The sequence below is a fragment of the Paenibacillus sp. Z3-2 genome (assembly GCF_054161325.1).
The window spans coordinates 3279638-3306232 of the sequence record NZ_CP096397.1; the positions used below are offsets into that span (position 1 = coordinate 3279638).

Consider the following 26595-nt stretch of genomic DNA (forward strand, 5'->3'; position numbering starts at 1 on the left):
GAAGGATCGTTGCAGTAATGCTGACGATTCTTTTTGTTTACCTATAGGGACGGTAGAGACAGATAATTGGAGAGGCAGCGGAAATATTAAGTGATGCCATAAAATTTTGTTGCCAAAATTATCTAACACGTGTTAAATTTACATCAACACTTTAATGGATAAACTGAAAATGGTTGTAAATGGAGGAGCCTGCACACAGCGGGCTCCTTTTGTCTTTTTTTGGCTTAATACTAACGTAAATTCTCAAAAGGAGATGATGTGTTTTTATGAAGGACTGATCAAATGACCATCTTCATATTTTAGTTGTGGATCTATCGATCGATGGAGTGTTGCGAAATTGTAAGTACATTGAACCATTGTTGAAAGACGGGAAGGATGATTGGGTGTGATTGATGTACGGAACCTTAAATTTACGTATCCGGGACAAACAGAGCCTGCAATTCATAGTATGGATTTCCATATTCCTAAGGGTGAGATCTTTGGTTTTCTTGGTCCATCAGGAGCTGGAAAAAGTACAACACAAAAAATATTGATAGGTGTTCTGAAAGGGTATCAAGGCAGTGTTAAGGTGATGGATATAGAGATCAAGGATATCAGACCTGACTACTATGAACGAATTGGAGTCGCCTTTGAATTTCCAAACTTTTACTCCAAGTTTTCTGTGTTGGAAAATTTAAAACTCTTCCGGTCACTTTATGCTGGGCGAACAGAGGACCCGAAAGGGTTATTGGAGCAAGTGGGTTTGGATCAAGCAGCTAATCTGAGGGTGTCTCAACTATCAAAAGGGATGAAGATGCGTTTGAATTTTTGCCGTGCACTTTTGAATGACCCTGATATTCTCTTCCTGGATGAACCGACCTCAGGTTTGGATCCGGTCAATGCCAAACAGATGAAGGATCTCATTCTGGAGAAAAAAGAAGAAGGTAAAACGGTTCTAATAACAACACACAACATGCAAGCAGCAGAGGAATTATGTGATCGTGTAGCTTTTATCGTGGATGGACAAATCAAACTGATCGATTCCCCTCGGGAACTTAAACTGCGTAAGGGACAAAAAAGAATCAGGGTTGAATATCGTCAAGAAGGGGAATTAATTAGCGCAGCTTTTCCCCAGCAGGGACTAGGGGATAATGAAATATTTTTAAGTCTTATACGAAATTATTCAATTGAGACGATTCATTCCCAAGAGGCTTCACTGGAGCAAATATTTATTGAAGTTACAGGGAGAGAGCTCGTATGAGATTCATTTCTGCCTTTACTTTTGATATCAGATTCCAGTGGCGCCATGGATTTTATATCGTGTATGCCTTTGTGTGTGCCTGTTATTGGACATTGCTGAACTTTGTCCCTGATGAGTACTTGGAAAAAACCGTCATTGTGTTAACTTTTAGCGATCCGAGTGCATTGGGATTGATTTTTGCTGGAGGGATCTTGCTTCTAGAGCGAGATCAGGGAGTTCACGATCCCCTTTTTGTTACACCTATCCATATTCGTGATTATTTATTCGCCAAAGTAGCTTCATTATCTGTTTTATCTCTGATCGCGGCGTGGGTGATTCATACTACATCAACTGGAGTTCCGGAATCCCCTTTTTTGTTTTCAGCGGGTGTGGTGTTAACTTCGAGTCTGATGACGTTATTATCGATCGGGGTTGTCGTTCGATACCAGACGATTAACGGTTTTATCCTGATGTCTCAAGTCTATGCGTTGCCATTATTGCTTCCTTTGCTTGCTTTTTTTGATGTATGGAATACTTGGCTATTTCAGATTCTCCCAACGGAGGGTACATTACTTCTTTTAGGATCCGCATTCTCTCCTTTGTCAATGCAAGAGATTCTTTATGCTTTTTTTGTTTTGATCATTTGGAATTATGCGATCTATAGCTGGGCTAAACTTTCTTATAAGAAGTATGTTTTAGGAGAAATTGGGGAAAGGGGAGCTGGAAAGTGAATCGGTACCGAGTACTTTTGATGAACGATATCCGTCACGCAGGAACGGATCCGGTACTACTGGTTGGCTTTTTGGGCCCAGTGATCTTAATCTTACTCACTCGGTTTGGATTTCCAATGGTAGCTCAATGGCTGCAGGCAAGTTACTCTTTCGATTTAAACGAGTTCAGAGACTTTACTGCAGTTCTTCTGGTTGTAACCATCCCCATGCTATTAGGTATGATGACTGGATTATTAATGTTGGATGAACGAGATGAAAACCTCATCTCCTATTTTGCAGTAACCCCGCTTATGAAAAGAGGTTATCTGTCTTACAGATTAACTTTGCCTTCAATCTTAAGTGCCGTGCTGACCGTGATGTTTATAATATGCTCAGGACTAACCGAGTTCCGTGTGGAGATTTTGCTTATGCTATTGTTATTGGCCATAGAAGCGCCATGGTTTGCACTGCTGGTGGCGGCTTACTCTGCCAATAAAGTAGAGGGATTAGCTTTATACAAGATAGGTGCGCTTTTATTTATTGCTGGCCCTATTGTTATTTTCTTTGTGCCACATCCATGGCAATGGGTAGGCATTTGGATCCCTACCTATTGGCCAGCAATGGTTTTTATGACAGGAATATCGGGTGAATCATTTGCTGCATTGACTTATTTTAGTGTAGGATTTATTTTTCATATTGCCATACTGATGATGATAATCCGGGTGTTTGTTAAAAGAGCAGACTAGATATATTCCACGAAAAAAGACACTTCTCATGATAACGGATTGGGCAAGCGGGTTTCCAACTAGACTGCAAAAATATGAAACTCTTATAGGAGGAGTCCACATGTCCAATCAACAAGTCCAACTGAATATTCGATTCAAAGCTAAACCAGGAAAAAAAGAAGAATTCCGCAAGGCGCTATCTTCCCTTATTGAAGAGATGTCATCCGAGAAGGCATTCATTAGTGCCATTGTTTCGGACGATCTGGATAGACGGATGACTTGATCATTTATGAAACATGGCAGGGCACGAGAGATAGCTGGCTAGCGGAAGAATTCATTAAGCCATATCGTAAGAATTATGAAGAAGCACTGGGCGAATTAATTGTGGATAGAAGCGTTAGCTGGTTGCAACCAAAGGGCGAATGGGGAAGTCATATAACGAATGCGTGATGGCGTTGAATCCTTAACACTTTAAGTTCAGGTGCTGGATCATGGATTTGAAAGGTACAGGAATACGACTGAACGTACTGAGCCCCGACGGGATCCATACTCCGGCTTACGACGGTATGTTCGGCGAAGCGCTCGATCAAGTCCTCAAATCATGGGGGAATGCCGTTCCGTAATGTTATCAGCGCAAGTTGTTCAGGCTTGTTGTGGCTTAGGCCTTCTCCAAACACAACGAGACCATGTGATTAATACCAGATATGCGGGCCTGCCTGGGAGATAGCGACTTGCGTTTGTACTCCATGAACCCCAGCTTCTCATACAATCGGATGGCCGGGACATTGGTATCGGCAACCTCTTCTATGAGATAGTTACGGTATGGCAAATGAACTAGCATATGTGTAATAACTGCCGAAGCCGCTCCTTGTCCGCGGAAGGATAAGGCAGTACAGATAAACTCGACTGAGCCCGTTTCAGGCGGCGGGTCAACAAACGGCTTTTGGAACTCCCTCTTCAGAATGAGTGCGGCCATCGAACCCTTAAACCAACCCAGATGTCGACGGAGCGGTGCGCTCTGAAGTTCTAGGGAGAAGCTCTGACAGTCCGTGCATGCGCCGAAGGCCGTCACCCGATCGCCATCAAGAGCCACATAAAATTGATCTAGCACGAACATATGGGCGAACGCCTTTGCGATGACATCTCGGTCTTTAGAGAAATACGTGAGCCACTGCGAGAAGCCGTCAGCGAAAATCTCCGCCATCTGGTTTCTGACCTCTACACCCGCGCGGTCTGCGCGGACAACCTCAAATACGCCCGAGTACTTCATAACGTTTCACCTTCCTTTTCGAATACTAAGGTCAAGAGCGATCTCGACGGCATCGTGAATTTTTCCTCCAGCATCACCTTCATCATCGCCAGTCCCTGAATGGAGGAAAAGAAATATTGCGCCATCTCAAAAGCGTTCCCTTCACGTAGCTTGCCCTGCCGCTGTCCTTGGACGATGAGCGCGGCAGTCGCTTGCAGTAGATCGGTATTGATCTGCTTGAGAGCCTCTTTCCGACCATCCGTCTCCGTGGAGAAGAAGGATTGTGACATCAGCAATAAGAGGTGTCCCAAGTCATCGCCGGAAGAGAGATCGAGATACACCTCGTTCGCGAACCGTGCAAGTTCCTCAGCAGGCTCATCACAGGTCTGAAATTTCGCGATCAGCGTCTCAAGTCCGGTCATGGCGAACTGGACCAGTTCCTCGAATAGCTGATCCTTTGTTTTGTAATGGCGGTACAGCAGACCGGTGCTAATGCCTGCCTGATCGGCAATATGCTGCACATTGGTGGAGCCGTATCCTTGACGAACGAACAGCCGCATCGCCGCTGTCTGGATTTTGGTGCGGGTTACAAGGCGCATGGCCTCGTATTGTTCAGGTGTACGGGGCACTTTGGCCGCTCCTTTAATGAATGAATTTTTATTCATTATAAAATCATTGAAGCAAATAGTCAACGTGTAACGTGGAGTAGAATGCGGTAGATGAGCCGTTAGAATCGCGAGCAAATCGAAGGTAGCCCATCACCGTGATCGGCTGTTTATGTTCAGCTAACGGGCAGGATAACACAATGATTTAGGCACTACTATAAACCAGACTTTTTCCCAATCGATATGTGAACCTGACGGAATCATGGATTTCGTGAAGTCCTCTCAATATTCTGGCTCTTTTAGATCAAAGTAACCTAACCATAAGTAAAATCATTTATTTCTTTTATATAAGTTTACTTTACTTTTATAAAAATCGAGTTTATAATCTAATTCAAGAGGTGGTTGTCATGAAGAAAGATTTTGGTGATTCGATATCAAATAAGGTCTATGAATATCGTGTACTTGCCAGAATGTCTCAGCAAGAATTAGCAGAGAAAGTCGGGGTTTCCAAACAAACCATCTTCGTGATGGAAAAAGGAAATTATGTTCCGACTCTGCTGTTAGCTTTTCGAATTGCCGAATTTTTTAGTGTTGATGTAAACGATATTTTTACTTATGTGAAAGGAAATGATTAAAATGATAACTAAGTCTATCTCAGATATCCACAACGCAATTTTTTCCCCTTTAAAGTCCTGGGCTGAACAATCCACAGGAAATTGGAATATTCTCATTGGAGTTGGTTTTTTACTGATTATGGGTAGTGCGATTTTCGCCTATGTATTTTATAAGAAGATTGGGCAAGACGACGAACGGACAAATAAAATCTTTTTGAAAAGCGGTTCATATATGCTGTTGGCAATTATTCTATGTGACATGATTTTTCCTAAAGACGATATGTGGACCATCTTTTTCTTGTTCAAATATACACTGGCATTTTTAGCTGGTGGTATTTACCTAGCCGTCCAATATAAAAAAGATTTTTCATAAGAAAAGGTCAGGGAAGGATACTCAACTATAGATTGAGGATTAGACAATGCTAGTAAATATGCTATGATCGTCGCCGTAAATTGTAGAGACCATAAACAGGTATTGTATGAACTTTATGAAAATGATCCATAAATGTGTGAAAAAGCGCTTCCCGCATCAGGATTAGGGTGACTACCAGAAACATAATGAAGAAGCCTGATCCATGTGGATCAGGCTTCTTCATTATGTTTCTGGCAGGAGATATTCTTGTGTGAAGCATTTAAATGATTACGCTGCCTTGATGATTTACTTGTCGCGGGACAAGAACATTGTTCCATTCAAGTCGCTATTAAAGCGGCTTTTTTTGTTTTAAGGAACCCAGTTCTTGTCCCAAGCTAAGGGCAAGAACTGGGTTCCTTTACTGAAAAGATTATTGTTCATTTGAGTGTCGGACAGTCAGTGTACCTTGCTGTCCCCACCAAAGAATGTTGTATGATCCGGTTCATGGAGTGGAGTACCGGTTTTAAGTCTCTCAACCGAAATAGACCATGCCATTTATCAATAAAGTGTTGTACCAAAGTTCGCGAAGTTCCTTCCATAGTTCGAGGGATCGAAGGCAATTACCCCATAATTGGATTACTTCTTGAAGTGTATCGTTGCTTTTGTTTAATTAACGATTAGATTACCGTAACTCTCCATGGATTGGTAACGTTTAGAATGTGAAGAGCACGGAAGTGTGGCTATAGAGTAAAGAGCTAATAAAGAATGAGGAGTGAACAGTTATGAAAATGTACTCTAAGGACGCCCTATTATCGCTTTTTGTGGTTTTTATCATTAGTGTATCAGGCGGTCTGATGGTATTCCAGAATTCAAGTGCTAAAAATACGATTAATCCAAGTCACATAACGCCTATCGACTATTCTGAAAATGAACATGGACTGACATTCGGTACGATTAAAGAGTCCAACTCCTTTGAAATACTACCTGACTTAATCTATGCAGGAAGTGTGAATGGCATTAAAGGGTACTTGCTGAAAAAAGATTATCTCGGTGAACCTGGTGATGTCCCACTGTATGATGTTTATGGGAAAAACATAATTGGTCCTTTTCATATTAGCCCTAAGAATATGAACTATCCTAAAAATAAAAACGGACAGACCTACGGTTCAAGCGCAGATGCTACTTCTCCAGAAACGGAACCTGAATTAATCAGTGCTATAGGTGAGGATGGCACTGCAGGATATGTGCTAAAAAAAGACTTAGACGGTGAGTTACCGAGATCACCCGAGGAAGCCATTGCAATACAGAACAGTAGATCACCAGATGGTCGTGATATTCCGCTGTTTGATGTTGATGGTGAAACTGAAATTGGTGTGTTTCATGTTGGAGAAAAGTAATAAAAGGGATAATGATTGAGATCCATATTGTTCACTCCCTTTATTAATGCTAATTAGACTGTAGGAATAGTTCCCCCATCTATGACATATTCACTACCTGTAATGGATGCTGCTCGGTCTGAGACCAAAAATGCAACCAGTTCAGCGACTTCTTCAGGAAACCCTGGCCGACCAATTGGAATACCTCCGAGTGAACTCATAAGTTGTTCGAGTGCACTTTCTCGACTTCCGGTTTCCGTTGCGATCCGATCAATTAATGCGTCAGCTGCTTCTGTCTGAATAAACCCGGGAGACAAAGTATTTATTCGAATTCCCTGAGGAGAAAATTCATTCGATAATCCTTTGCTATAATTAGCCAAAGCGGCTTTTGCCGATGCATAAGCCAGTGTAGTTTCATATAAAGGCAAACGTCTTTGAATGGAAGTGAAATGAAGAATAACGCCTGAATTATTTTCTAACATAAGTGGAATTAAGCCGCGATCAAGTCGAACTGCTGCGAGTAAATTCCAATTTAATGCATGAAGCCAATCCTCATCACTCAATACAAGTGAGCCTCCTGGTGGTGTGGTTGATCCACCTACGCAATGGACAATAATATCGATACCTCCAAGTTGCTCTTTTACTGCTGTAATTACTTGCTGTATACCTTCAGGTGTGGTGACATCAGCTTGAACAAATTTGACCGAATTCGTCAAGTCAGTAGATAGAGAACGGGCAGTAGTAAGGACTGTAGCTCCGCCGTTTGCAAGCCTTCTTACAACGGCTTGTCCCATTCCCTTTGTTCCTCCGGTTACAAGCACCTTCTTGCCTTCAAATTCTGATGCAGAGAACTCAAATTCTTTATTCATATCTATTCCTCCTAGTAATGGTATTCAATGATTAATTTAGAATCGCTCTGTCCCTTAACCTTGATGTGTTTTTCGAGAGGAGCTAAAACTAATACTACACTTGCTACTTTCATAACGTCCAATTTATTATAATAATGAAAATGATGAATAATATTAATGTATAGGGGATAATTTAATGGAATTTACACAATTAGAATACTTTATGACCGTTGCACGGCTTGAACATATGACCTTAGCTTCCAAAACACTTGGTATTACTCAGCCAGCGTTAAGTCATGCAATTGCCAAGCTTGAAAACGAAATAGGAGCTCCTTTATTTGAGCGAAATGGACGAAATATAAAACTGAACCGAAACGGTACCATGTTTTCTAAATGGATTGGTAGAGCCCTACAAAATATTGAAAATGGCCTAAGGGAAATAGAAGAGTGGTCCAATCCGGATACTGGTGTGATTACGTTGTCTTATCTAAACATTCTCGGTGTTGAATTGATCCCTGGCCTAATTCGGAGTTATCAATTGGAGTATCCCAAAGTTCGGTTCGAATTGACACAAGGGAACTTAGGGGATATAGATGAACATCTGGAGCAAGGATTTTCGGATGTTATGATTACATCGAGGGAATCTACTTTGGATAATCATCACTGGATGACTGTTCAAAATGTTCCTTTATATATTGTTGTTCCCTCCCAACATCGTTATGCAGATTGTAGCGCTCTTAGTTTGGCTGAGCTGTCTGGCGAGCCATTTATTGGATTGAAAAACAACTGCGGATTAAAAGCGACGATTATGTCCCGGTTCCGACATACCGGATTTGTTCTTGCTTCGGCCTATGAAGCGGAGGACCTGATCACTGTAGCCGGTTTTATAAAGTCGGGTCTTGGTGTATCAGTATTGCCTAAGACATTGGGTTTGATGTTAGATGGATTGGTCTGGATCCCAATCATTGATGAAGGTTGGTACTGGGAAATCGGATTGAAGTGGAGAGAAGATCATCATATTTCCCCAGCAGCTAAAAGGTTTATTACATATGTTGAAACTTTACATCAAGGAGAATGAAGCCGGAAATTTTAGTTTCTAAATAACGCTCAAGTGTGAGATTGAAATTATTAAGAAGAGCACCTACTGTCGAGGGACAAGGACATGTTCCTATTATCGAATAAACGGTATCTAGTCGATTTTCGCACGCTAATTCATTTTAAATGGACCAGCTGCTTTTGTTGAACTAACGGGCAGTGCCTTCAAGATGCAAAGTATTGGAAAAAGGATGAAACTGCTCGTATATGTGTGCATGAGGTAAAAGGGTATTGTAATAAGGGCTACATAGAATTACAATGTAGGGGTATATCGTGATTCTATGTAGATTGGAGGTTGGGATAATGGGAAGTACGGAACTCTTGAAAGGGAATACGGAAACGATTTTATTGTCCTTGTTAAGGAAGCAGGATCGATATGGTTATGAGATAGCTTTGGAAATTGAACGTTTAAGTGAAGGCTTTCTTCGTTTTAATGAAGGAACCTTATACCCGGCTTTGAAACGGCTGGAGCGACAAGGCTGGGTGAGAAGCTATTGGGTAGACTCAAAGGACGGTCCACGGCGCAAGTACTACACGCTTACGGATTTGGGAACCCAGCAATTTTCTATGAAAGCCATTGAATGGGAGAAATTCCAGACAGTAATGAATCGGTTTATTGGTGATCGACATGCACAAATATGACCGCGTTGAGGTTATTGAAGACTACATCGGAAAGCTTGTTACAAGGTTAACCATACGCTTGAAGGATAAAAGGGATATTGAAGAGGAGTACCGTCAACATCTCTACGAAAGCTATTACGGTAGGTTAGAGGGGGGATTGTCACCACCGCAAGCGGCAGAAGAAACGCTTCGTCAATTTGGAGGTGTAGCCCATCTCCAGGGTGAGATTAACCGATCCTATGGTCCTGCTGTGCAACATTTTCTTCTGCTAGAAAGCTTTCTTTGGATAGTAATTATGATCTGTGCGTTGCTGGGACCCTACATCATAAACAACGCTTCATTCCAACTTGATCATGTAATCTGTCCAATCGTTTATATGACGTTGGCTTCCTTATTCTATCATTTAATTATTAATAAGTTGCAAGGGTTGATGTTGCCCATTCTAGCATCCATGCTGGCATACCTGTATGCGATGTACCGAATATTTCAAGATACGAATTTATGGTTTGGTACATCGTTCATAGAAGTGAGTAGCATTTTTACATGGGGTATAATTCATGGATTTTGGATTATATTGTGCGTTAGCCACAGGGGTAAAATTATCAAGGTGAGCTTTACGTATTGGACATTTGTGGGCATTGCCCTGATGTTCTATAGTTATTTGCCAGGCCCTGAGAGCAAATTGATCTTCCTCTACGTCATGATGTTATATGGATTCCTTCAGCAATGGATTGGATCGGAGCGGGTCTGGTTATGGGTTTCAATCTTTCGGAAGTTGTGGCTGTTTATTTGGAGGGGAGGGAAGTTAGTGTGAATACAAGTTTGTGGGAGATGGGTCTTTTTGCTGTACTGATCGTGTTAGCGGTACAATTATTCCTCAATTTCCATCGGTATAACTTAGGGGTAAGATTGAGCAGCTTAGTTGTGGGAATTATCGTAGGGATATTCCATTTTGTGTTCGATAGCTTTAACTTCTTTATGATTCCTTTGTATACCCTTTATGGAATACTCCTTGTGCTTAACGTAGGCCGTCTTATCCGTGCTAGATCTCTGCCGAGTAAAGTGAAAAGACGGTCGGTTCGTATTTTATTGGCATGCTTATGCACACTGCTTGTAATAGTAGTCATCATAGTTCCGGGCTACGTTGTTCCACATGTGGAACTTGCCAAACCTACAGGTACTCATGCAGTAGGCGTACTTAACTATCATTGGATAGACTCATCCAGGGAAGAAGTGAATACCCCAGAGGAGGATAATCGACAATTGAAATCCAGAGTATGGTATCCTGCAGAAACCACTCTAAATGCAATTAAGGCGCCATATGCATCGGAGATTGAAAATGTCCTTTCCGCAAGCCTCTCTTTGGAAAATGAACTGCTTGCCAATGTAGTTCATCAAGTAGAAGGGCATGCTTACGATGCTGTTCCGGTGGCAAAGGATCTACAACAATATCCCGTACTCATACTTTCACATGGGTATGGAATGTCGGGATTTAGTAATACAACGTTCGCCGAAGAATTAGCCAGTCATGGATTTATCGTAGTTGGTGTTGAGCACCCTCATTATAATATGCTGCCCTCTGTGCTGTCTGAAGGTGGCCTTGCATCAGGAATGGTGGAATTGGGGATGGCAGACAATTGGGACTTGATGAAGATCGCCATCGATGAGGTGTTGTTGAAGGATATACAATTTATTATCGATGAATTGAATACGATTCAGACAGAAGATCCGCATGGTCGATTAAGCGGTAAATTGAACCTAAATAAAATCGGGATGTTGGGTCATTCGATGGGGGGCGCATTGACGGCCCAAGTTATGCGACTGGAGCCAAGAATTAAAGCCGGCGTTAATATGGATGGCTTCCCTTATGGAGAACTGATAGAAGGTTTACAGCAGCCCTTCATGTATATGATCACGGGTGATACGGAATATTTTATGAGTTCAACTATGCCGGAGAGCATATGGTCAGATCCTGCTGAATATGGGATTTCCTCTCAGATGAGATATGAAGCTATTGCGCAGCAAGTATCTGAAGGTATACTAGCTACAGTTCGTAATGGGGGATATAAGGTTGTGTTTCCGGAAGCTGATCATCTGGATTTTACGGATATGCCGTTATACTCCCCTTTACTCGAAAACAGGGTGATCGATAACAATAAGCTACACCAATCGATTAACGAGCTGCTCCTGGCTTTCTTTACAGAGAACCTGGTAGGCGAGGAAGGGGCATTGCTGCATATGGACAATTTGGAAAGTGACCTTTATCATATTGAAAGGTTTTAAATAATGAACGAGATGCATGAGGATCATTCTGACCACCTTAGACGACGAGGGCTTTATTCTCAATGCAAAGCACGAATTACGTATTTATCCATACGAAATAAAAAATACTCCGCAGGGTACAAATTGATAAAGCGAACACGCACTTTCTTAACTCTATGTCCCGAACACTATATGTTTTGCTGGGTTACTTCCCTAATCGTCTTATGTGGTTCGAGCCAGGGAATACTTTGCGAATTGCAAAAGTTTAACGGTGTCGGGGGACAAGAACATATTCCCATTGATGTCGAGAGACAAGAACATGGTTCCATTGAAGTCGCTATTATAGCGGCTTTTTTAGTTTATCGGTACAAGTTCTTGTCCCAAGCCAAGGACTAGAACTTGTACCGATTGCCGAAATGGACAAGAACATAGTCTGATTACCGATTAGATGTACATTTAAATAAAAATACACATGTAGTTCAAACCACAATAGGCAATTGATACCCTCGATTATCAAGAGACGTCAGATACCCTTATAAAGTTTTACAAATTCGGTAACTTACCAAATCATTCTTCTTACATTCAACTTGTATCCTACTTGTGTACCAGAGAATCCGGTATGGAAGCAACCAAATTTCAGGAGGGTATACATTGTGAAAAATAGTAAACGTAAAGGTTATCAAAGCTTGATCCTCTCGCTTGTATTTATGCTTGTCATCCTGTCTGGATGCGGGGCATCAGCAAGTTCAAGCTCAAGTGAAGGCGGCATGCCAGAAGTAATCCGAATCGGTATTATGCCAAGCGAAGAGGGCGAGATGAACCGTTCTCAGGAACAGCTTGCAACTGACATTACTGAAGCAACCGGCATTCCTGCACAAATTTTTGTAGCTGAAGACTATAACATGGTTATCGAAGCCCTGCGTGCAGGCAAAATTGAAATTGGACTGATCGGGCCGTTTGGTTACATCATCGCTACGGAAAGAGCCAATGCCAAACTGCTTGTCCGTTCCGAAAGTGATCAACAATCAAATACGGTCATCCTTGTTCGTAAGGACTCTCCATATCAAAGTGTACAGGACCTAAAAGGAAAAGATTTTTTGTTTGCCGATCCGGCATCAACATCAGGCAATCTGTACCCACGTGCCACATTAATGAAAGAGCTTGGTCTTTCCAATAAGGAACTGGATTCCTTTTTCGGCAGTGTAGCGTTCTCCGGTGGACATGACAAATCACTGCTTGCACTGGCAAACGGTAATGCAGATGGGATTGGAACGTCAAGTCTCATGGTGCCGATGATGGCAGAATCAGGACTTATTAAAGAGGACGATTTCCGCGTGATTGCCGAATCCGATCCGATCGTCGGTGGAGCTCCACTGCTTTATCGTCAAGACTTGCCAGAGGAATTGGTTACACAGCTGCGTGATCTTATGCTGGATTACGATACGAAAAATCCTAAATTTTTGGAAAGTGTCGGCGCAGCCCGTTTTGTAGAAGGCAGTGACAGTGACTTTGATCCAATCCGGGAAGTCGCCAAAGCACTGGATATGTCCCCTGAAGAACTGCTGAAGAAGTAGAATTCGAACTTGAAAGGAGGAGAAATTAAAATGACACTTTTACAGGTGGAAGGGTTGTCCAAGGTATATTCCGACGGAACAAAAGCTCTTGATAACTTGAACCTAACGATTAATGCTGGAGAGTTCGTTGTCGTCATTGGACCGAGCGGAGCCGGGAAGAGCACCTTGCTACGCAGCCTGAACCGAATGATCGAGCCGACAAACGGAAAGATTCAGTTTAAAGGCAGTGAAACGATGGGCATCAAGGGCAAAAAGCTCCGTGAGCTTCGCCGCCATATGGGCATGATCTTTCAGGGATATAACCTGGTCACCCGCGTGTCTGTTCTTAATAACGTGCTGCATGGACGATTAGGCTACATGAATCCGCTGAAAGGGGCACTGGGTCTTTACTCAAAAGCAGATACAGAAGCCGCCAAGGTTATGCTTCACCGTGTTGGTTTACATGAACAGATGTATAAGAGGGCAGATGAACTCAGTGGAGGTCAGCAGCAGAGAGTGGGGATTGCACGTGCACTTTCTCAAAAGCCGGACTTGATATTGGCAGATGAACCCATAGCCAGTCTCGACCCCGCTTCCTCAGAGACGATTATGCATTACTTGTATACGATTTGCAAAGAGGAAGGCATTGCCTGCCTGTGCAATCTTCATCAGGTAGATATCGCGAAGAAATACGCAACCCGTATCATCGGTATCCATAAAGGGTCCAAGGTGTTTGACGGGACACCTGATGAACTGACGGAAGATATAATCCGGCTCATTTACAACCAGACCAATCCCAAAGTGAAGGAGACAGCCTGACATGAATGCGGCTCATTTGCAATCTGCCCGAAAAATGAAACGCACTCAGACGATATTCTTTTTTATCGTGCTGTTCGCTCTCATCATCTGGTCTTCCATCGGCGCAGAGTTTTCATTTGGAGCTTTGTTCGTAGGGGTAGGAGAGAGCTTCCGATTTATCTTTTTTGATTTTCTTCCACCTGATTTATCTTCACTTTCCCAGCTCATTGAACCTGCCATGCAGACCCTTTATATGAGTGTGGTGGCGATGGTCATCGGGTCGGTTGTAGCAGGGATGTTATCCTTTTTAGCCGCGGCCACGACAAGCCCACACCCTTACCTTCAGGTCTTTGTTCGTGCGGCTACATCACTGTTTCGTAACATTCCGGTAATTATCTGGACGATTCTGCTTGTTGCTGCGTTTGGACTTGGTGCTGTAGTTGGTACGATGTCGCTGATCTTGATCTCGATCGGGATGTTGACTCGTTCCTTTGCCGAGGTGCTTGAAGAGATTGATATGGGGCAGGTAGAAGCGGTTCGTGCTACTGGCGGAAGTTATTTTCAAGTATTGTCCCAAGCTGTATTTCCACAATTTTTACCTGGGTTTATCGGCTGGAGCTTGTACAACTTCGAAATCAACGTACGTGCTTCTACGATTGTAGGCATGGTTGGAGGCGGTGGCCTCGGATTTATTTTGCAATCGAAATTGAAATTGTTTCAGTATCAGGAAGCCAGCATGGCCGTTCTGCTTGTACTCGTTATCGTCCTCATTGTGGAAATGATCACCAATCGTGTAAGGGAGCGAATCATATGAGTATGCAGATGAACGAAACGAAGCCATCTTTTACGCTGTATACTTCCATACCAGAGCCACCCAAGCCAAAAAGAAACAAGCTGTTCGTGATCGGTCTGCCGCTTATTGCTGTGCTTTTTGTGTTCAGTCTCGTTCAGCTGCAGTTCGACTATTCTAAGATTGCCCAAGGCTTTACGAAACTCGGCGGTTACATGGGAACCATGTTTCCACCTGATTTCTCGGCCTGGCGCCATGTCCTGCTCGCTGCTGTAGAATCATTGCAAGTTGCTATTCTTGGATCGGTGCTGGGTATCGTCGTAGCGTTCTTTCTCTCCTTTTTGGCTGCAAGCAATTTGACACCTCATCCGTTCGTCGCTTGGATCATTCGAAGCGCTGCTTCCTTGCTTCGTGCGATTCCCACAATTGTGTGGGCCCTTATCTTTATCGTGTCCGTTGGTCTTGGACCGCTCCCCGGAGTGCTTGCGATTGCTGTCTCTGCCGCAGGCATGCTTGTCAAAGTATTTGCCCAGTCACTGGAGGAAATCGATAAGGGCGTACTTGAAGCGATGCAGTCTACGGGTGCCAGCTGGCTGCAGATTGTCATGCAAGGTATTTTGCCTACCGTGAAGACAGCCTTTATTGCCTGGTGCGTGCTGCAGCTGGAAGGCGGTATTGCCGAATCCACTATTCTCGGTGCGGTTGGCGCGGGAGGTATTGGATATGAGATGACTCATGCCATGAAATCCTATAACTTTGCGGCGGCTTTGTTTGTCGGATTGGTCGTTTTCGTCATGGTATTCAGCGTGGAGTTTGTGGCAAACCGATACAAAATGAAGCTAAAAACACGTCAAAACTAATTCATCAAATTCATAACGATGAATATCACTTTGAGGAGGAATATCAATGTCAACATCTAATTCCCTTTTGAAACAAGGCCCTCAGGTTCAGGCCAGGTATAGCGATAATAACGGGATTACGTTAGCCTGGAATATGGAAGAGAACATGGAGGCAGAGGCAGTTTACCATTCTGTTCTACCGGAATTGATTGAATCCAGCAGCACGCTGCTTGATATACAGATCGACCCGGCAGGAACCGTATTTACGAGAACGGTGTCTCCTGGCCGAAACTATTATCATGTGAAGTTCACGAATGGGTCGATATCAACCATTAACGATCGCATGATTTACACCGATGGAGTAATTAATTTCCGTGATATGGGCGGTTATCTCACAGAAGATGGTCGTACAACTCGATGGGGAATGCTGCTGCGGTCTTCTGATCTGCATGAGCTTAGTGAGCAGGACCTGCATACGGCCACTGCGCTCGGTATTGACTGGATTTGTGATCTGCGCAGTGATTTTGAAGTAGCTAGCCGTCCAAGCCCAGCCATTGGCCATGCGATCAACACGAATATTCCCTTTATGGCGGAAGCAAGTCCTGAGGAAATGCAGAAGATCGGACATGATCTGCATGCAGGCTACAAAGCCATGATCTTAAATACGGACAAATGTGCACTTATCCTAAATGAACTATTAAAAGAAGAGCGGGATACCTCCTTGTTCCACTGTGCAGCCGGCAAAGATCGGACCGGAGTCGTATGTGCAGTAATCCTTCTTACCTTGGGTGTGCCGCAAGATGTAGTTATTGAAGACTATGAACTGACGAATCTCGCGGTGGATGGACTCATGCAGCGCTTCCTCTCCGGAAGCAACAAGGATTATCAAAAATACATGGATCAAATGCCTGAACTTAAGGGAGTGATTCCGGAAATGATGAAAGCGGCCTTTATACAAGCGGCACTTGAAGCAGTCGACGAAAACTACGGTTCTTTTGATCAGTATCTTAAAGAGGGACTAGGCATTAGTGCCGAGCAAAGGACAGCTCTTCAAAACAAATATCTGGTTTAAAAAAAGGAGTCCAGACACTGGGATACAGTGTTGGACTCCTTCTTGCCTCAGTCTGGTTGCATAACTTCTCCTAAGACTGGTAATATAGGATGAAATGTGTAGATCGCGTTAAAATTCAAATGAAGTCCTCATCAATGAGAGAAAGGGAATATAATATGAACAAAATATCGCTTGTCGATACAGCATATATGATGCTTCGTAAGCGAATGGTTTGCGGTGAATTAATGCCCGAAACCCTGCTTTCAGAGAACGAATTGGCGGAGGAGTATCAAATGAGCCGTACACCAATCCGTCATGCCATTGCTCGCCTTGAATCAGAAGGTTATGTGACTTCTCTCAAAAATCGTGGTGTATTGGTCAAGGATGTAGGCGGTAAGGAATTTCTTGATCTGATTGAACAGATTCAATCCATGCTTTTTTACTGTTTCGAAATGATGAAAAACCCGAACCGAGAGATCTACTTAAATCTTGAATCACTTGCAGCTCATGTTGAGGTCCAGCGAACCGCTGAGAAAAGGAATGACTATGCCTTATACACCGAACATCATTTTCTTTTCATGCGGGAGATCGTTGAATCCTTGAACAATGGCGTAATGCTGAACACATTTGACTCGTTTCGGGATAAACTTTACATGTACTCCATCGTCCGCTTCAAGCGAACTCCGCATATCAAACACTACAGTGCGATCGGAATTAATCGGGATACCCTGCACGCATTATCCAGTAATGATTATGAGGCAGCTCAAGAGGTTGTGTTATCCCTCATTCCTATAACCAGAGAACGCATGCTTGTTACAGGGCAATTTTGATTTTGAAGTTAGTGGGTGGATGGCTAACGTCAATTCTGCTGAACTAAAAAGCGGCTGCCTTAACGGGCAGCTTATTTTGTTAGGGGAAGGTTTGGAAAATGATTGTTGTAGGAGTACTGGGAATTAATTGCTGCATTAGGATCAAAAAACATGCTTCGATGCTCATATGACTTAACTGCATTTTATATAATGATACTGTCAGAATTTAAACTCAATTAATATTTACGTAACAACGGTTGGGTGCTACAACGGAATGATCCGCCAATGCTCCTGGAAATTAATAAATCTACAGTCTCAACGTTATGGCATAACGATTGAGGCTCTCACCAATCAGAGTAAAGGAAGGGTTCAACACATTTAATGAATCTTTGGAGGTTCAGATTTCATCGTATCGTTAAGGTGGGTCACAAAAACACCTTCGTTCGGGTTCGGGCCAGGGTTATTTCGAAACATTTTCGCTTCTTCGACCAGAACTTTATCTGTATCCGTACCAAGTACCTTTATCGTAGCATCAATGAATGACGAAAGTGGCATCGCACGCGGTTCATCGTTGTTGCTTTGAACCCACGGGTGTTGATGACAATATAGTACGTTAGGGAAGTATGGAAAAGAATCTAGATAAACAATATACTAGCTATATAGTTTCTTGGTGAGGTGAATATCAAATGAATGAAATCGATGAATCAAAACAAATTGTATTACAAATCGGCGGTGCATTGAAAAAGTACAGAAAAGAAAAAAACATGACCTTAGACGACTTATCGGAATTAACGGGCGTAAGTAAACTTACTCTGGGAAATATCGAACGTGGCGAGACAAATCCAACTTTGGCAATGATATGGAAAATTTCAAAAGGAATATCTTTACCGCTTTTGGCTTTGTTCAAATCTGAGAAACCTGTTAGTTTGTATCGAGCAGGCGAGGGATTGCGGTTTTCTAATGATGAAAAAAACTGGATCATTGAACCAGTCTTTAAAAGCGACGATATTGAAATGTGTCGGGCATACTTACAGCCAAATAGCTCGTATTACCCTGAAGGTCATCATGTGAATACAACTGAAATTGCGACAGTAATGACTGGTTCCATTGAGATACAAGTCAATGGTGAGATTTACACATTGAACCAATATGATACGATCAGTTTTCGTGCAGATTATCCTCACTCTTATACCAATCATATGAATAGCGAAACAGTGCTCCATATATCTTTAAAATATGGTTTCTAAAAGTCGAAAGTCCACTTATTAAATACAACTCCGAATTCCATGATGGGAATTCAGAGTTGTATTTTTGTTTTTAGATTAGTTTTAGTATATCTTAAAATACTTATTGTTTATTATAGTATATTATAATATACTTTTATTATTCGCGCGGATGTTATAGCAAAGTTTTTTATTCAGCAGGAAGCAAAATATAAATACTTAAGAATTCAGGAAGGAGAAATGAAGAATGCCGAATAAACAAACAAACGTACCGCCCTCTATAGGGCTGATCATTCTCGGCATTATTATTATTGCAGCTAATTTACGTACTCCCTTAACCTCAGTCGGTCCTTTAGTGAGTCTTATAAGGGATGACGTTCATATTTCAAATACATTAGCAGGCCTGATCACAACGGTACCCTTGCTCGCCTTTGCTTTATTATCGTCTCTAGTACCAAAATTAGGAAGAAGATATGGGGTTGAGCGTATCATTTTGATTGCCCTAATCTTTCTGACTGCTGGTATTGTAATACGTTCGTTATCTGGTGCAGTTAATCTGTTTATTGGGACAGCAGTTCTTGGATTGGCAATTGCCGTATGTAATGTATTATTGCCAAGTATAATCAAAAGGGATTTCCCAAATAAAATTGGCTCCATGACAGGTGTTTACTCCATTTCTATGAATTTATGTGGAGCAATTGCATCGGGAATCAGTGTACCGTTAGCTGTGAACGCAGGTCTAAAATGGGAGGGAGCATTGGGAATATGGGGGATTCTAAGCTTTGTATCGATCCTCTGTTGGTTACCCCAACTAAGAAATCAAACGAAACAAACAGCCAAGACGAGTCAAAAGATGGTCAGCAACGATGTGAATGTTTGGCGATCCCCGCTTGCCTGGCAAGTAACCTTGTTTATGGGTATACAGTCCATGGTTTTCTATGTGCTGATCGCATGGTTGCCTGAAATTTTAAAGCAGCAAGGAATTGACTCCAACCAATCAGGATGGTACCTCTCGACCATGCAGCTAGCGATGCTTCCATTTACCTTTATTGTTCCCGTTATTGCCGGGCGCATGCTTAATCAACGTTTGCTAGTGGTCATCACAACCATTTTACTTTTGACGGGAACGCTCGGACTTCTTTACGGGAACTCCAATATCATTCTGTTGTGGATCATCATACTCGGAATTGGTGGTGGATTCGCCTTTAGTTTGTCCATGATGTTTTTCGGGTTGCGCACTGAAAATGCGCATCAGGCAGCGGAACTATCTGGCATGGCCCAATCGATCGGATATCTTCTTGCCGCAATCGGTCCAGCCCTTATAGGATATCTGCATGATGCGACAAATAGTTGGAACCTGCCACTTTTCATTCTGCTTGGGGCTTCGGTATTACTCTTTTTTGTTGGTTTAGGAGCAGCAAGTAATCGTTTTGTAGGTAGCCGAAATAGTTACGAGCTGCCACGGAAAGGATGATAACTATGTTTCACAAAATTTTGGTGGCCATTGATAACGCTGAGATAACGAACAAACTCCTTGATGCAACCGTTGAAATAGCCCAAAATAAACAAACTCAAGTTACCTTGGTTAATGTCAGCCAGGATTATGTGTGGAACGGCATGACATTTGTACCAGAGAATTTTTTGGAAGACATACTGAACGAAATGGAGAAAGCGAGTTTGGAACAGTTGCACCAAGCCAAATCTAAATTAAAGTCTGCGGGAATTAACCCGGAAACTGTTCATCTTAAGGGAGATCCTGGGCATGAAATATTGAATTATGCAAGGGGTACGGAGCAGCAACTTATTATTATCGGAAGCCGTGGGCTAAGGGGGGTAAAAGAAATGATGCTTGGAAGTGTCAGTCACAAGGTTTCACAGATATCAAGTTGCCCAGTCCTCATTATACATTAACTCCTCCGGGAACTGTTAAGATGATGCATTGTTATACTGGCGGGGAACGTTTAAGAAATGAATCATACAGCGGCATTCTAGGGTATTCGTGTCCTACAATGCCGCTGTTTCTATTTACTTTAGTTGCTAATGCTGACGCTAAAGATGACGGAAAGAGGACCTACCACTACACGGTTGTTGGAGGACAAGAACATTATGTGATTTCGGATTAGGTAATTATCTAAATAGCATCATAATGGAGCTCCTATGGCGAGATAAAAGTTACACTCTTGTTAACAACCAAAAAGAGTATCGCTGCGGTTACAAGACATGCCATCTAGTATGGCTGCAATAAGGAAGCAGGAGCATTGCCTTTTTCGCTTTGGAAGCTTGTTCCACCGCTAGTGTTGCTCCGCTCGCGGGGATAACAGGGATACAGGATAGATTAAATTAACGCTTTTCAACCACCTTTAATTTACATTTGTAAATAATATAGTTTGAAAATACAGAAGTACATTTAGATCAATTTAAATAAAAGTTGTTATTTTCGATTAATCCGCTATAAAATGTGCAAATGTAAACTTTTATAGAGACAAAAATATAAAAAAATATGTGCAATAAATCAAAAATACTTTGACGTTTGAAAATAGTTGGATTATTTTGTTAATAAGGAATGCAATTTTAAACTCATTAAGGCATGCAAAATAGCCTCAAGGAGAGTGAATAAAATTAAAAAAGTACTTTTATCAGGGGAAAATAGTATCAGCAAAGAGCCAGAAAACATTATTTATAAAAATGAATACAGACCGCAAATACATTATTCACCTAAGGAAAATTGGATGAACGATCCTAACGGAATGGTTTACTATGAAGGTGAATATCACCTTTTCTATCAATATACTCCTCATGATACACAGCCTGACTTCGGCAGAATGCATTGGGGGCATGCTGTAAGTAATGATTTAGTACATTGGGCCGAACTTCCACCAGCCATCCCGCCTGGGGAAGATGGAGCGATCTTTTGGGGAAGTGCAGTAGTTGATAAGAATAATACAAGCGGATTCTTCAACGAAGAAGGATCAGGATTGGTTGCAATTTATACTAATGATGGCAACAGCGCTCAGCCCGGTAAACCACAGGTTCAAAGCATCGCTTATAGCAAGGATAAAGGTCGAACCTGGACAAAATATGAAGGTAACCCGGTTTTATTCCCCACGGAAACGCTAGACTTTCGGGATCCAAAGGTATTCTGGCATGAAGAATCTTCAAACTGGGTAATGGTTCTTGCTGTAAGAGACCGTGTAGAATTTTACACATCTTCGAATCTTAAGGAATGGTCTTTTGTAAGCGATTTCGGTTCCGATATTCCGGGTATCCATCGTGGAATATTTGAATGTCCTGATGTTTTTAAAATCCAAGTGGATGATGATCCTAATACCACTAAGTGGATTCTGATCCTAAGTGTCGGAGATAGAAATGGCGTAAATCCAAACGATTCAGAACCACCCGCAGGCGGTTCTGGCATGCTGTATTTTATAGGTGACTTTAATGGTAAGGTTTTTATACTAGATGAAACATTGGAATCATTCGATACAATTAAATGGATAGATCACGGATCTGACTTTTACGCGGCCGTGACCTGGGATGGTATCCCGAATAAGGACGGGCGAAAGATTTGGGTTGGCTGGAATGAACAATTGGCGTTATGCTTCCGCTCTTCCTTCCAAGGAATGGCGTGGCCACATGTCAATCCCACGCGAGATTCAGCTTAGGACGTGTTCGGACGGTCTTCGCCTAACTCAAGCACCCATAACAGAGTTAAATCAACTTAGAAGACCGATTCTGTCTCTGCAAGACATTACGATTAAACCAGATATGAACGTTTTGTCTGCTGTTTCTGCTGCAAAGATGGAAATTATTGCGGAATTTGAAATCGGTACTGCAATAGAATTCGGGTTCAAGGTGCGAAAGTCTTCCTCTTCCAATCAGGAGACAGTCATCGGATTGGAAGTTGCCGTAAGCTCCTCGGCACCTGCGTTAAAGTTGGAGCGAAAAGTGGATCTGAGATTATACAGGTTAAAAGTTACTTTTCAATTCCATTAGAAAAGAGGGTAAGGAATGAATGATAAATCTAAATTCAAATTCACAATATGTCTTCTGATGGCAATGGGATTAGCTATGACTTCAAACGGTATTTTCACATCTAAATCAGCTGCGGCTAGTACTGTGCTCGCTGATCAGGAAACAAATAAACAGGCAAAGGAGGAGCTTGACATTTTTGAAAGCGCATCCAAATTAAACACCAATTTGATAGGCTGGCAAGTGAAAGGAAAAGGGGTATTAGAGGATACTTCAGAAGGAATCTTGGTAACTTCGCAGCCTAAAGAAAATGTAATGGCCATCTCAGAGACGGTGTCCGATGATTTTATCTATGAAGCTGGTGTCATGATCAGGGATACGAAGGCAGACGCAACATTGTTGTTTCGTTCTAATGAGGATGGCTTTAGCTCGTACATGCTCCAAATCATTCCGGAAGCAGGTCTGATTCGGTTAAGAGATGCAAGGAATGGAGATGGGAAATTAAAGGAGGAGCATAAAGTTTCTGTAGAAATGGGTCAGATCTATCATCTCAAAGTGAAGGCAGTCGGTTCATCGCTAAAAGTATATTGGGGCAATCAATATAAACCATTGATTGATGTTCAGGACAACTCGTATCAAAGCGGGAAACTTGGGCTCCATGTATGGGATGGATCCGCCTTGTTCTCGAACATCATGGTGAGCGATCTGAATGGTAATCTGGGTACGGTAGTTGCAAGTAAGGGAAGTTGGCAGCCTGATATTAGCGGCAAAAGAGGGACGAGAGCTGATGAGAACAAAGCACAGCAAATCTATACTAAACAGGCAGCTGATATGGTGTATGAAGGGAATATTATCCTTCGTCCGGATTCTATTGCAGCTCTCGCATTTCGATCTTCAACCGATGGAGCTGAAGGATATGAAGCTACTCTTATGAAGGAAGGGGATCAGATCCGTGTAAGTTTGACGAATACGAAAGGAACATTAATTGCAAGTTCGCTACGTACTTATCCGAGTCAGATGGGAGCCAAACATCATCTGGAAATCAAGGCAAAGGGAGATCGAATTCAGGTCTTCCTGGACGGATACACTACGGTCGCGATTGACGTGAAAGATTCAACCTACACGAATGGAAATACCGGAATCGTCGTCAAAAAGGGGACGGCTTACTTCCATGATACTTATGTGACGGAACTGAGCCAATATTATAATGAGATATATCGTCCACAGTACCACTACACGCCAATACGTGGTTCAGCTAGTGATCCGAATGGACTTGTATACTTCGAAGGAGAATATCATCTCTTCCATCAGGATGGAGGAACATGGGCGCATGCTGTAAGTAAAGATATGTTGAACTGGAAACGGCTTCCCATTGCACTTCCGTGGAATGATCACGGACATGTCTGGTCTGGATCGGCTGTTGCGGATATGACAAATGCATCTGGTTTATTCGGAGATTCAGGAGGCAAGGGCCTTATTGCATACTACACTTCTTTTAATCCGGATAGCCCGAATGGGAACCAGCGTATAGGTCTGGCTTACAGCAAAGACCAAGGTCGTACTTGGGAATTTTCGAAGGAGCGCCCGATCGTGATCGAGAACCCAGGAAAGAACGGAGAAGACGCTGGGAATTGGGATTTCCGCGATCCGAAAGTGATCCATGATGATGAGAATAATCGATGGGTTATGGTTGTGTCCGGAGGAGATCATATTCGTTTCTATACTTCAACGAATTTACTTGACTGGACATTGACAGATAATTGGGGATACGGTGTTTATGTCCGCGGAGGCGTATGGGAATGCCCTGATTTGTTCCAGCTTCCGGTAGACGGAACGTCACAGAAGAAGTGGGTTATGATGATCAGTACAGGAGCGAATCCAAAAACAGGCGGGTCAGATGCCGAGTATTTCATCGGTGATTTAACAGCTGATGGTAAATTCGTGAACGATAATCCGGCGGGTAAGGTGCTAAGAACAGATTTTGGTAAAGAATTTTACGCTTCGATGTCTTTCGCTAACATGCCTGATCATCGCACAGTGATGATGGCGTGGATGACAAATTGGGATTATCCGTTCGCTTTCCCAACGTCTAATTGGAAAGGTGAACTAACCATTCCGAGAGAAGTATCATTGGTAACGACCGAAGATGGAATTCGGATGGTGCAAAGTCCAATTAAAGAATTGGAATCATTGCGTAAAACGTTGTACTCCGCTTCTAACAAAGGGGTGAGTCCTTCTTCCGAGAACCTGCTAAGAGGCATTATTTCAGGTGCTTACGAAATTGAAGCTGAAATTGAAATCCCTGAAGCCAGCACGGTGACCGAGTTCGGCTTTAACATTCGTGAGGGTGGAAATCAGAAGACGGTAGCGGGTTATGCCGCAAGCGAGAGTAAAATGTTTGTGGACCGAACTGCATCCGGAGTAACAGATTTTTCCAGCCTTTTCAGTAAAAAACATGAAGCCCCGATGCAAATGGAGAATAATCGGGTCAAGATGCGTATTCTTGTGGATGAGTCTTCCGTTGAAGCCTTTGGTAATGGGGGCAAAGTCGTCTTTTCAGATGTTATATTTCCGGATCCGGCCAGTAGAGCGATGAGTTTTTACGTGAAAGGCGGGAATGTGAACGTTGTTTCCTTGAAAGTGCATCAACTTCAATCCGTCTGGAATGAGGACATTCCTTCAAAAGCTCAGATAAAGATGGATACGAGGGTTCGGGAACTGGGTATAGGCGAGTCGGACACACTGCAGGCAATGGTCGAGTATGGACCAGGTTTTGGCGTTCAACCGCTTAAGTGGGAGTCCAGCAATATAGAAGTAATTGCCATAGACGTAGTAGACAAATCACAGGCGGTTATTGAGGCGAAAAAAGAAGGGGCGTCCACGATCACCGTATCTGCTCCGAATGGTAAAGCATCCGCAAGTGTGCTCGTTAAAGTCACAGGTGGCGAGTTCCAGACAAACCTGAGTGGATGGACCAAAGATCTGTCTGCTGCTTCATGGTTAGTTAGTGAGAATGGGATTCGTGGTAATTATTTCAGCGATGCGAATTATATCGCTAAAGAGAAGGCTGGGAATTTTACGTATGAAGCAGACATGATGCTTGGTGAAGCAGGAGGGGCAGGTTCTATTTTGTTCAGGGCTAGCGAGGATGGGGGCAGTGGATACTATCTGAATCTAGACCCTAACATGAAGGCGATCCGTCTGTTCTATAAAATTAATGGAGGATTTGAAGAACGGCAGGTTCTTGCGAAAGTACCGACTTTCATTCAGCCAGGTCAAACGTATAAGGTGAAAATAGAAGCGAATGGCCCGCATATTGTCGTTCATGTGGATAGACTAAAAGTCATAGATGTAATGGATGGTACTTTTGCAGAAGGCCACTTTGGACTTCATGTATTTGGTGGCTACGCATCTTATCAAAACGTCAATGTGAGCAACGGTGAACCTGCAAACATCATCATGTCCAGCCTTGTAAATGCCGCAGCACAGAAATCCATTTATACAGTGAACCTTGTCAATGGGGAGCTCGTTGCCTTGCAGGCTGCAAGTGCAGCTTCCGTCCAGAAGTGGGTATTTGTTCCGACAGGCGACGAAGCAGGATCGTATTCGATTCGTACTACGGCCGGTCAGACGCTTGATCTGGATATAGGACAAAACAAACTTCAGCTGTATCATTACTTAGGGTACAACAACCAGCGTTGGGTCCTTCACAAGAACGAAGACGGGTCCGTCCACGTTACCTCGGTTCATCATCAAAAAGCGCTGGAAGTATCGGAAGATGGAAGCGTACTCTTTCTAAATGAACGGAATCCATCTCTTGATCGACAAAAATGGGTATTAGCTAAATAATCAAAATTTATTTAGTGACTAGAGTACATATTCTGCTG

The 26595-nt window shown here is 42.7% G+C and carries 27 protein-coding genes and 1 pseudogene; 24 read left to right on the top strand and 4 right to left on the bottom strand.

The features are described from left to right. The first annotated feature begins 385 nt into the window (after window positions 1–385). The 5 genes from M1D71_RS14730 (at window position 386) to M1D71_RS14750 (ending at window position 3104) form a co-directional block, all read left to right on the top strand. Window positions 386–1240: an ABC transporter ATP-binding protein gene (locus M1D71_RS14730; protein WP_458127084.1), complete on the top strand. Its 855-nt coding sequence runs from the start codon at window positions 386–388 to the stop codon at window positions 1238–1240. Beyond that, window positions 1237–1950, top strand: coding sequence for a fluoroquinolone export ABC transporter permease subunit (locus tag M1D71_RS14735; protein ID WP_458127085.1), 714 nt, complete (start codon window positions 1237–1239; stop codon window positions 1948–1950). The genes M1D71_RS14730 and M1D71_RS14735 overlap by 4 nt, the downstream gene beginning before the upstream one ends. Next, window positions 1947–2675 (top strand): hypothetical protein, encoded by a 729-nt coding sequence (locus M1D71_RS14740; protein WP_458127086.1) that lies wholly within the window; start codon window positions 1947–1949, stop codon window positions 2673–2675. The genes M1D71_RS14735 and M1D71_RS14740 overlap by 4 nt, the downstream gene beginning before the upstream one ends. A gap of 100 nt (window positions 2676–2775) precedes the next feature. After that, on the top strand, window positions 2776–2937 hold the full coding sequence (locus M1D71_RS14745; protein WP_458127087.1) for an antibiotic biosynthesis monooxygenase: 162 nt from the start codon (window positions 2776–2778) through the stop codon (window positions 2935–2937). Next, the gene (locus M1D71_RS14750) at window positions 2934–3104 is read left to right on the top strand and encodes a hypothetical protein (protein ID WP_458127088.1); all 171 of its coding nucleotides are present in this window, start codon (window positions 2934–2936) and stop codon (window positions 3102–3104) included. Before M1D71_RS14745 ends, M1D71_RS14750 begins: the two co-directional genes overlap by 4 nt. Window positions 3105–3312: 208 nt before the next feature. Here M1D71_RS14750 and M1D71_RS14755 read toward each other — a convergent pair whose 3' ends face one another. Continuing rightward, window positions 3313–3771 (bottom strand): GNAT family N-acetyltransferase, encoded by a 459-nt coding sequence (locus tag M1D71_RS14755; protein ID WP_458127089.1) that lies wholly within the window; start codon window positions 3769–3771, stop codon window positions 3313–3315. 149 nt (window positions 3772–3920) lie between these two features. Then, a complete protein-coding gene (locus M1D71_RS14760; protein WP_458127090.1) occupies window positions 3921–4532 on the bottom strand; it encodes a TetR/AcrR family transcriptional regulator in 612 nt (203 codons plus the stop codon). Window positions 4533–4915: 383 nt separating this feature from the next. Between M1D71_RS14760 and M1D71_RS14765 the strand changes: the two genes are divergently transcribed. The 3 genes from M1D71_RS14765 to M1D71_RS14775 all read left to right on the top strand — a co-directional run bounded on the left by M1D71_RS14765 (window position 4916) and on the right by M1D71_RS14775 (window position 6871). Continuing rightward, window positions 4916–5143: a helix-turn-helix transcriptional regulator gene (locus M1D71_RS14765; protein ID WP_458127091.1), complete on the top strand. Its 228-nt coding sequence runs from the start codon at window positions 4916–4918 to the stop codon at window positions 5141–5143. Window position 5144: 1 nt separating this feature from the next. Beyond that, entirely contained in the window at window positions 5145–5495 is a 351-nt protein-coding gene (locus M1D71_RS14770) for a DUF2178 domain-containing protein (protein WP_458127092.1), read from the top strand. A gap of 761 nt (window positions 5496–6256) precedes the next feature. Beyond that, window positions 6257–6871, top strand: coding sequence for a hypothetical protein (locus M1D71_RS14775; protein ID WP_458127093.1), 615 nt, complete (start codon window positions 6257–6259; stop codon window positions 6869–6871). A 53-nt stretch (window positions 6872–6924) separates the two neighbouring features. Here the strand turns inward: M1D71_RS14775 and M1D71_RS14780 are convergent, their stop codons facing one another. Beyond that, window positions 6925–7719: an SDR family oxidoreductase gene (locus tag M1D71_RS14780; RefSeq protein ID WP_458127094.1), complete on the bottom strand. Its 795-nt coding sequence runs from the start codon at window positions 7717–7719 to the stop codon at window positions 6925–6927. A 175-nt stretch (window positions 7720–7894) separates the two neighbouring features. On the opposite strand from M1D71_RS14780, the gene M1D71_RS14785 reads away from it, so the two are divergent. The 10 genes from M1D71_RS14785 to M1D71_RS14830 all read left to right on the top strand — a co-directional run bounded on the left by M1D71_RS14785 (window position 7895) and on the right by M1D71_RS14830 (window position 17537). Beyond that, window positions 7895–8776, top strand: a complete 882-nt coding sequence (locus M1D71_RS14785; RefSeq protein ID WP_458127095.1) for a LysR family transcriptional regulator — start codon at window positions 7895–7897, stop codon at window positions 8774–8776. Between the two features lie 320 nt (window positions 8777–9096). Then, window positions 9097–9435, top strand: coding sequence for a PadR family transcriptional regulator (locus M1D71_RS14790; RefSeq protein WP_458127096.1), 339 nt, complete (start codon window positions 9097–9099; stop codon window positions 9433–9435). Continuing rightward, entirely contained in the window at window positions 9422–10228 is an 807-nt protein-coding gene (locus M1D71_RS14795) for a permease prefix domain 1-containing protein (RefSeq protein ID WP_458127097.1), read from the top strand. Before M1D71_RS14790 ends, M1D71_RS14795 begins: the two co-directional genes overlap by 14 nt. Continuing rightward, complete coding sequence (locus M1D71_RS14800; RefSeq protein WP_458127098.1) at window positions 10225–11697, top strand: alpha/beta hydrolase family protein; 1473 nt, start codon at window positions 10225–10227, stop codon at window positions 11695–11697. Before M1D71_RS14795 ends, M1D71_RS14800 begins: the two co-directional genes overlap by 4 nt. A 632-nt stretch (window positions 11698–12329) precedes the next feature. Next, on the top strand, window positions 12330–13250 hold the full coding sequence (locus tag M1D71_RS14805) for a phosphate/phosphite/phosphonate ABC transporter substrate-binding protein (protein ID WP_458127099.1): 921 nt from the start codon (window positions 12330–12332) through the stop codon (window positions 13248–13250). 30 nt (window positions 13251–13280) lie between these two features. Then, window positions 13281–14048 (top strand): phosphonate ABC transporter ATP-binding protein, encoded by a 768-nt coding sequence (gene phnC, locus M1D71_RS14810; protein WP_458127100.1) that lies wholly within the window; start codon window positions 13281–13283, stop codon window positions 14046–14048. A gap of 1 nt (window position 14049) precedes the next feature. Further along, window positions 14050–14841: a phosphonate ABC transporter, permease protein PhnE gene (gene phnE / locus M1D71_RS14815; RefSeq protein ID WP_458127101.1), complete on the top strand. Its 792-nt coding sequence runs from the start codon at window positions 14050–14052 to the stop codon at window positions 14839–14841. Then, entirely contained in the window at window positions 14838–15677 is an 840-nt protein-coding gene (phnE, locus tag M1D71_RS14820) for a phosphonate ABC transporter, permease protein PhnE (RefSeq protein ID WP_458127102.1), read from the top strand. The genes phnE (M1D71_RS14815) and phnE (M1D71_RS14820) overlap by 4 nt, the downstream gene beginning before the upstream one ends. Before the next feature lie 46 nt (window positions 15678–15723). After that, on the top strand, window positions 15724–16728 hold the full coding sequence (locus M1D71_RS14825; RefSeq protein WP_458127103.1) for a tyrosine-protein phosphatase: 1005 nt from the start codon (window positions 15724–15726) through the stop codon (window positions 16726–16728). A gap of 155 nt (window positions 16729–16883) precedes the next feature. Then, window positions 16884–17537, top strand: a complete 654-nt coding sequence (locus tag M1D71_RS14830; RefSeq protein ID WP_458127104.1) for a GntR family transcriptional regulator — start codon at window positions 16884–16886, stop codon at window positions 17535–17537. 357 nt (window positions 17538–17894) lie between these two features. Here the strand turns inward: M1D71_RS14830 and M1D71_RS14835 are convergent. Further along, a pseudogene (locus M1D71_RS14835) lies at window positions 17895–18107 on the bottom strand (short-chain dehydrogenase); the annotation flags it as partial. A 95-nt stretch (window positions 18108–18202) separates the two neighbouring features. Here M1D71_RS14835 and M1D71_RS14840 point away from each other — a divergent pair. From M1D71_RS14840 to M1D71_RS14865, 6 genes are all read left to right on the top strand, one after another. Then, window positions 18203–18763 (top strand): helix-turn-helix domain-containing protein, encoded by a 561-nt coding sequence (locus M1D71_RS14840; protein WP_458127105.1) that lies wholly within the window; start codon window positions 18203–18205, stop codon window positions 18761–18763. Between the two features lie 223 nt (window positions 18764–18986). Further along, window positions 18987–20213, top strand: coding sequence for a CynX/NimT family MFS transporter (locus M1D71_RS14845; protein ID WP_458127106.1), 1227 nt, complete (start codon window positions 18987–18989; stop codon window positions 20211–20213). A gap of 5 nt (window positions 20214–20218) precedes the next feature. After that, window positions 20219–20650, top strand: a complete 432-nt coding sequence (locus M1D71_RS14850; RefSeq protein WP_458127107.1) for a universal stress protein — start codon at window positions 20219–20221, stop codon at window positions 20648–20650. Between the two features lie 698 nt (window positions 20651–21348). Further along, window positions 21349–22401, top strand: a complete 1053-nt coding sequence (locus M1D71_RS14855; RefSeq protein ID WP_458127108.1) for a glycoside hydrolase family 32 protein — start codon at window positions 21349–21351, stop codon at window positions 22399–22401. Beyond that, complete coding sequence (locus M1D71_RS14860; protein ID WP_458127109.1) at window positions 22319–22732, top strand: GH32 C-terminal domain-containing protein; 414 nt, start codon at window positions 22319–22321, stop codon at window positions 22730–22732. Before M1D71_RS14855 ends, M1D71_RS14860 begins: the two co-directional genes overlap by 83 nt. 15 nt (window positions 22733–22747) lie before the next feature. Further along, window positions 22748–26557 carry a GH32 C-terminal domain-containing protein gene (locus M1D71_RS14865; RefSeq protein ID WP_458127110.1) on the top strand — a complete coding sequence of 1270 codons (3810 nt, stop codon included), beginning with the start codon at window positions 22748–22750 and terminating at the stop codon, window positions 26555–26557. Window positions 26558–26595 lie beyond the last annotated feature (38 nt).

What these genes read in the sequence shown, in the direction of transcription:
- M1D71_RS14850 (WP_458127107.1), top strand. Translation starts at nt 20,219, where the DNA reads ATGTTTCACAAAATTTTGGTGGCCATTGATAACGCTGAGATAACGAAC.
- phnE (WP_458127101.1), top strand. Translation starts at nt 14,050, where the DNA reads ATGAATGCGGCTCATTTGCAATCTGCCCGAAAAATGAAACGCACTCAG.
- M1D71_RS14795 (WP_458127097.1), top strand. Translation starts at nt 9,422, where the DNA reads ATGCACAAATATGACCGCGTTGAGGTTATTGAAGACTACATCGGAAAG.
- M1D71_RS14755 (WP_458127089.1), bottom strand. Translation starts at nt 3,771, where the DNA reads ATGTTCGTGCTAGATCAATTTTATGTGGCTCTTGATGGCGATCGGGTG.
- M1D71_RS14845 (WP_458127106.1), top strand. Translation starts at nt 18,987, where the DNA reads ATGCCGAATAAACAAACAAACGTACCGCCCTCTATAGGGCTGATCATT.
- M1D71_RS14825 (WP_458127103.1), top strand. Translation starts at nt 15,724, where the DNA reads ATGTCAACATCTAATTCCCTTTTGAAACAAGGCCCTCAGGTTCAGGCC.
- M1D71_RS14865 (WP_458127110.1), top strand. Translation starts at nt 22,748, where the DNA reads ATGAATGATAAATCTAAATTCAAATTCACAATATGTCTTCTGATGGCA.
- M1D71_RS14830 (WP_458127104.1), top strand. Translation starts at nt 16,884, where the DNA reads ATGAACAAAATATCGCTTGTCGATACAGCATATATGATGCTTCGTAAG.
- M1D71_RS14775 (WP_458127093.1), top strand. Translation starts at nt 6,257, where the DNA reads ATGAAAATGTACTCTAAGGACGCCCTATTATCGCTTTTTGTGGTTTTT.
- M1D71_RS14765 (WP_458127091.1), top strand. Translation starts at nt 4,916, where the DNA reads ATGAAGAAAGATTTTGGTGATTCGATATCAAATAAGGTCTATGAATAT.
- M1D71_RS14770 (WP_458127092.1), top strand. Translation starts at nt 5,145, where the DNA reads ATGATAACTAAGTCTATCTCAGATATCCACAACGCAATTTTTTCCCCT.
- M1D71_RS14860 (WP_458127109.1), top strand. Translation starts at nt 22,319, where the DNA reads ATGAACAATTGGCGTTATGCTTCCGCTCTTCCTTCCAAGGAATGGCGT.
- M1D71_RS14745 (WP_458127087.1), top strand. Translation starts at nt 2,776, where the DNA reads ATGTCCAATCAACAAGTCCAACTGAATATTCGATTCAAAGCTAAACCA.
- phnE (WP_458127102.1), top strand. Translation starts at nt 14,838, where the DNA reads ATGAGTATGCAGATGAACGAAACGAAGCCATCTTTTACGCTGTATACT.
- M1D71_RS14790 (WP_458127096.1), top strand. Translation starts at nt 9,097, where the DNA reads ATGGGAAGTACGGAACTCTTGAAAGGGAATACGGAAACGATTTTATTG.
- M1D71_RS14780 (WP_458127094.1), bottom strand. Translation starts at nt 7,719, where the DNA reads ATGAATAAAGAATTTGAGTTCTCTGCATCAGAATTTGAAGGCAAGAAG.
- M1D71_RS14735 (WP_458127085.1), top strand. Translation starts at nt 1,237, where the DNA reads ATGAGATTCATTTCTGCCTTTACTTTTGATATCAGATTCCAGTGGCGC.
- phnC (WP_458127100.1), top strand. Translation starts at nt 13,281, where the DNA reads ATGACACTTTTACAGGTGGAAGGGTTGTCCAAGGTATATTCCGACGGA.
- M1D71_RS14785 (WP_458127095.1), top strand. Translation starts at nt 7,895, where the DNA reads ATGGAATTTACACAATTAGAATACTTTATGACCGTTGCACGGCTTGAA.
- M1D71_RS14840 (WP_458127105.1), top strand. Translation starts at nt 18,203, where the DNA reads ATGAATGAAATCGATGAATCAAAACAAATTGTATTACAAATCGGCGGT.